Annotated in this window: 7 protein-coding genes and 1 pseudogene; all 8 read right to left on the reverse strand. The window is 43.2% G+C overall.

Translation table 11 applies throughout. The annotated features are described in order from the left end of the window. Positions 1-167: 167 nt before the first annotated feature. Positions 168-629, reverse strand: a complete 462-nt coding sequence (locus tag G4417_RS16275; RefSeq protein WP_025581214.1) for a hypothetical protein — start codon at positions 627-629, stop codon at positions 168-170. Between the two features lie 5 nt (positions 630-634). Continuing rightward, the gene (locus G4417_RS16280) at positions 635-1,450 is read right to left on the reverse strand and encodes an ABC transporter permease (protein WP_117659145.1); all 816 of its coding nucleotides are present in this window, start codon (positions 1,448-1,450) and stop codon (positions 635-637) included. Positions 1,451-1,462: 12 nt separating this feature from the next. Next, the gene (locus G4417_RS16285; protein ID WP_173684207.1) at positions 1,463-2,257 is read right to left on the reverse strand and encodes an ABC transporter permease; all 795 of its coding nucleotides are present in this window, start codon (positions 2,255-2,257) and stop codon (positions 1,463-1,465) included. Next, complete coding sequence (locus tag G4417_RS16290; RefSeq protein ID WP_173684208.1) at positions 2,250-3,176, reverse strand: ABC transporter ATP-binding protein; 927 nt, start codon at positions 3,174-3,176, stop codon at positions 2,250-2,252. Before G4417_RS16290 ends, G4417_RS16285 begins: the two co-directional genes overlap by 8 nt. A 134-nt stretch (positions 3,177-3,310) precedes the next feature. Then, on the reverse strand, positions 3,311-4,228 hold the full coding sequence (locus tag G4417_RS16295) for a sensor histidine kinase (protein WP_173684209.1): 918 nt from the start codon (positions 4,226-4,228) through the stop codon (positions 3,311-3,313). Positions 4,229-4,233: 5 nt separating this feature from the next. After that, positions 4,234-4,926 carry a response regulator transcription factor gene (locus G4417_RS16300; RefSeq protein WP_008705950.1) on the reverse strand — a complete coding sequence of 231 codons (693 nt, stop codon included), beginning with the start codon at positions 4,924-4,926 and terminating at the stop codon, positions 4,234-4,236. Further along, positions 4,919-5,107, reverse strand: coding sequence for a helix-turn-helix domain-containing protein (locus tag G4417_RS16305; protein WP_002596317.1), 189 nt, complete (start codon positions 5,105-5,107; stop codon positions 4,919-4,921). Before G4417_RS16305 ends, G4417_RS16300 begins: the two co-directional genes overlap by 8 nt. Positions 5,108-5,159: 52 nt before the next feature. Then, positions 5,160-5,286 (reverse strand): annotated as a pseudogene (locus G4417_RS17635) (site-specific integrase); the annotation flags it as partial. Positions 5,287-5,386 lie beyond the last annotated feature (100 nt).

Consider the following 5,386-nt stretch of genomic DNA (forward strand, 5'->3'; position numbering starts at 1 on the left):
CGGCAAAATAACCTCCAATCGGCTACCGTGTCCCTGCAAGTCGTCATAGGTTTGTGTAGGCGCAAAGAAACGGCGGCTCTGAAAATCAAAGCCGCCGTTTCAAATGGGCATGAAAATATGTCAGCTCTACGACGGCTTTTTTTCTTTTGCCGTCGTCCGGCAGAGTATTATTCAATATTTAATTCAATGTTTCCAGTGAAATTCTCACATTCAATGCCGATATAGTTTCCACCTTCAGGGAGTGTAATTGTATCACTATATGTTCCGGTTGTTTCAAACAAAGTGACTGCTTCATCAGCTCCAGAAATCCAAAATACTTTTGCAGTTCCCTCCGTAACCTCCAGCGCGCAGTCAATAGACAGATCCTTACCAGCTTCACGCTTTATGGAAGTTCCTCCGAACAAATACTCTGTACCTGAAAAATCCTCATAGTTGGCTGTATAGCTTCCTGTATAATCATCAATTCCTTTTTCTTTCGTACCTTGTAAGGATGAATTTCCGGTAAGCGCTATGGAACCAGCAGACTGAACAATATTGTTATACTGATCGAGAAATTCGTCTTTTGTACAACCTGAAAGCACAGAAGCACCCAATAGTATCAGGCATAATGATAAAACTATTTTCTTCACAGCTATCACCTTCCTTTCCTGCGTACAGCACGCTTTCCTTTTCCCTTGGCATTTGCCTGTTTACGGGATTTCATTTCTTTTTTGTTACTGGACATCAGTAACAACAGCACCGCCCAGAGAACCATGATGCCAACCCCAATGACCGCCAACAAAGGGGTTGAGGATGTGGTTGTTCCGGCATATTCACTCATGTCAAATCCCACTAAAATCAGCGCAGCAGAGAACGGATAGATGCTGGCAAGGATACCACTTTTGAAAAACAACATGCTGTATCCAAGGAAGAACGCCAGAATGGAACCGCCCAGATATGCCCCTCGGATCTGCCCAAAAATCAGGATCAGCGGCATACAGACCAAATAGGTCGTCAGAGCCGCTAACACGATCTGCGTACCTCCATGAAAAAACACTTCCGCTGTCAGTCCCGATAATCCAACCGTCAATCCAGTAATCAAGGTAATGCCAACGCTGTATATTCCCAGCAGAACTGCAAGCATACCGACTAAAAGTAACTTAGCTCCCAACATTTTCGGCATAGAAACAGGAATTGTCATGATGTTTTTCAGTGTATCATGAGTGGATTCTCTGTCTATAAGCCATCCTCCAATCATTACCAGTGAAATTGGAAGGAATATCTGAGTGTTTCCCCAAACAACATTTTCAAATAGTGCAGAAAAATCATAATTTGGATTTCGGTACTCTGCCTCCACAATCAACTGACTTCCATACTGAACCAAAGGACAGAGTGCAAGCGCCACCAGCCCTACCAAAAGAATCTGGCACCGGCGCAGTTTCAGTAATTCCGATTTTAATAAGTTCCACATAGTCACACCCCCTTAGATTTCCTGTCGCCGGTAAACAAATGCAATCAGCGCAAGAAATACAATGGCTTCCACAATAATCACACCGAATACCTGAACACCATTCAGAAAATACGGACTGACCCGTTCCAACAAATCTGCTAACTCCGCACTGGTCTGGCTTTGGTCATAAAATTGGAATGTCCAGCGGAAGGCCAGCGGCCCCGGAAACAGGGTTCCTATGTTCAAACCAAAAGGCTGTGTGAGAAACATATCGTTCGTGGAAAGGATAGAATTCGCAATCGTATAGAAAAAGGTAATCACGACAGACACGATATAGTTTTTATTAAGAAGAACAACGAGCAGAATACAGGGAAGTGCGCCCACCCACATAATCAGCCCTTCTTCAATTCCAACGCCAAACAAGGTCCAAAACCCAACCGGTTCCCAACCCTGAAACAACAAAACCGCAAGATTTACCAATCCTCCAACTGCCATAAAGCCAACGGCAAACAACAGTAAAACCAGCATCTTGGACAGCACCAGCTTGGTTCTATTTACCGGTACGGTAACAAGGTTTTTCAGTGTGTCATTATCAAATTCCTCAAACAACAGATTCGAAGCCAGTATCACAAGAAGCGGCATCAAAAGCAAATATGCACTAAGCTGGATTAGGCTGGACATCACTCCATTTACAGCATCCACATCAGTGTTTACATCTGCCAGAAAGAAAGCATAAGCCAATGGCATGAAAACAGAAAGCAGTAGGGAAATAAATACCAATGGCTTCCGTTTTAATTTCAAAAATTCGCATTTGATTAGTTTAAGCAATTCCTTCTCCCCCTGTCACACGCTTGAAGTAATCTTCAAGACTTTCTTCACAAGTATGCACCTCCGATACCTCCAATCCGTTTTCTACAAAGGCAGTTACAATTTTCCCCACAGGCAGATCCAGGTTGTGCAGGCGCAGATTGTGGTCGTCCTGTATGGAGAAATGGTTTTCATGGAAATTGCGTTCCAAAATTCTTGCCGCCTGTGCAGTATCAGAGAGCGTAAAACGGATATGCTTACTGCTTTTTTGCTCCAGCTCAGCAAGGCTTTCTTCTTCCAGTAACGCGCCGTGGTCGATAATTCCAATATCGTCAGCCAGCAAAGAAATCTCCGAAAGAATGTGACTGGAAATCAAAATAGTTTTTCCTCTTGCGTCGCAAAGCTCTCGAATAAAGGATCGTACTTCTGCAATACCGATGGGATCGAGACCGTTGATCGGCTCATCCAAAATCAAAAGTTCCGGATCGTGCATAACGGCAAGGGCGATCGCCAACCGCTGCTTCATACCAAGAGAGTATTGCGAAAACAGCTTTTTATCCTTGTAAGGAAGCCCGACCAAATCCAGAGCGTCCTTGATTGCATGGCTGTTCGGCACTCCCCGTAGAGTAGCAAAAATACGCAGATTTTCCGTTGCGGTCAGATTCGGATAAAAGCCGGGGGACTCAATTAGACTGCCAATGCGGGGGAGCAGCTTCTTTTCATTCCCTTGCAAAGACTTTCCCCAGATTTTGACCTCCCCGGAAGTCGGCTTCGTTAAGCCCAACAGCATTTTCATAGTTGTGGTTTTTCCGGCTCCGTTTCTACCCAACAGACCATAAATTCTCCCACGCTTGACATGGATATTTAAGTCAGCCACACTCTTTTGTGAGCCGTATTGCTTTGTCAGATTTTTTGTTTTAATGATATAATTTGTATCCATATTCAAAACCTCCTGTTCTGTAAGGTATTCTATCATGCCAACCTTGCATTAACCTTGCCGCAACCTTGCATTAACCTTGCAATTTGAAATCTGACAAAACGACAAAGGCTCCCGCCATAAAGACGGGAACCCGCTTAACTTTTCAAAGGAAAAAGCAAAGTAAATTCAGTTCCTTTTCCCGGTACACTTTCAACTGTTATACTTCCCCCCATCTTTTCTACAAGCTGATGGACAATAGAAAGACCAAGACCGCTTCCTTTTTCAGACCGTCCTTTGTCACACTTATAGAGCCGTTCAAAAATGTGTTTCAAATCTTCCTTCTCAATTCCCACTCCATTATCCGCCAGCAACAGCTCCATGCTGTTTTCCTTCTTCGATAGGGAAATTTTAATTTTGTCTGCATGGCTATGAGCGATTACATTTTGAATAAGGTTATTGATGATCCTCATATAGCTATCCATATCTAATCTTACCCGGACAGGCTGTTCAGGAATATCAATGTCATAATCAACCTGTTTATCCTCAAAAATCGGTATCCAGTCAATGAGGATATTTCTTGTCAGCTCTGCGGCCTCAACACTCTGGATCTCCAAAGCAAACTCGTTTGAATTTAACTTGAACCAGTCAAAGAGTACATCAATATATTCTTTCAGATCATGGGCTTTCCGGCAGGCGGTTTCAATATAATCATCCCGGTCTTTTCCTGTGACCAGTCCTTTGTGTGCAGCGTCAAGATACCCAATCAGAGTAGTAAGGGGCGTTCGCACATCGTGGGAAAGGCTCGTCATAAGCTGGCGGTTGGTTTCTTCTGTCTGCCGTACAATCGAAAGTCTGCTTTCATAGGACACAACGATCTCATTGATTTCATAGGCAAGAGGTGCTGTCAGTTCATTTGTTGCAGATAGAATACGCCGGTTGCCATTTCCGTTTTTCACATCAACCAGTGCATCGGTCATTTCTGCGATTTGTTTTTTTACACGCCGAACGAGAACGATGGAAGTCAATACAGCCACAACAGCAATCACAATGGACAAGAATACGATAATTTCCATGCTGACTACACCTCCTTATTAAACCGGTAGCCAATCCCTTTGACCGTTTGTATATACTTTGGGCTTGAAGGATTGACTTCTAATTTTTTACGAAGTCGGCTGATAATCGCCATAATATTACTGTCATCATAGAAATATTCTTCGCCCCATACTTCCTCATAAATCTGCTGTTTGGTCAAAATTTTCCCTTGATGTTTTGCACAGTACAGGAGCAAATCAAATTCCTTTGGGGGCAGTTCAAAAGTGCCGTTTGATGTAGTAACAGAACGATTTTCAAGGTCAATCTGCAATCCGTCAAAATTTAGCTTTTGTATGGCTCCAGCTTGCTGATTAAAGCGAGTGTAGCGGCGAATAAGAGACGCAATACGGGCAATCAGTTCATCCATATCAAACGGTTTTGTAAGATAATCGTCCGCTCCGGCCCGTAAGCCCCGTACTTTAGAAATGCTGTCATTTTTAGATGTGAACATCAAAATCGGCAGACTGTTCTCTTTGCGGATTTCTTCCAGCGTTTCAAAGCCATCCATACCAGGCATCATCACATCCAGCACCACAAGCTGATACTCCTGCTCTCTTAATTTTTGTAAGCCCTCTTTTCCGGTATTACAAAAATCAGCTTCTATGTTTTCTGCTTGTACGCTACGTTTAATCAAAGCGCACAGTTCTCTGTCATCATCTATAATCAGGATTTTATTCATGATGCAACCCCTTCCCTTGTTTTGTCCTTCCGTCAATCGGCTTTTCTGCGTTCTTTGGGATCAGCCAAACACCAGCCATCTTTACAGCGCCGGGGATACGCCCAGCAGCGCAATAGTAATTTACTCTACGAGGTGTCACGCCCCATTTTTCGGCGGCCTCTTTTAGTGTCATATAATCCATTCTGCACCTCCACAGAGTACATTATAGTTCTTTGCCTCGAACAATACAAGTTTATCTGTTCCAACGCAAGCGTTTCTTTGTTGTATAGTTCTTCAGGTGTTTTTGCGTAGATAGATAGCTACGAGCTTACCATTCGCGTCTTTGATTCTGGTCCTATAATATAGGACACCTCTTTTCATAACTGTGCCATATGTACTGATGAAGGAGGAAAACTTGTCCTTCTTATTAACACTGACAAAAAAGGCAAAAAACAGGCGCATCAAATGAAATTTTATCAAA

It is taken from the genome of Blautia wexlerae, assembly GCF_013300825.1.
Classification (GTDB): Bacteria; Bacillota; Clostridia; order Lachnospirales; family Lachnospiraceae; genus Blautia_A; species Blautia_A wexlerae_B.

Coding starts and splice junctions, on each gene's coding strand:
- G4417_RS16290 (WP_173684208.1), bottom strand. CDS start 3,176: ATGGATACAAATTATATCATTAAAACAAAAAATCTGACAAAGCAATAC.
- G4417_RS16305 (WP_002596317.1), bottom strand. CDS start 5,107: ATGGATTATATGACACTAAAAGAGGCCGCCGAAAAATGGGGCGTGACA.
- G4417_RS16300 (WP_008705950.1), bottom strand. CDS start 4,926: ATGAATAAAATCCTGATTATAGATGATGACAGAGAACTGTGCGCTTTG.
- G4417_RS16295 (WP_173684209.1), bottom strand. CDS start 4,228: ATGGAAATTATCGTATTCTTGTCCATTGTGATTGCTGTTGTGGCTGTA.
- G4417_RS16280 (WP_117659145.1), bottom strand. CDS start 1,450: ATGTGGAACTTATTAAAATCGGAATTACTGAAACTGCGCCGGTGCCAG.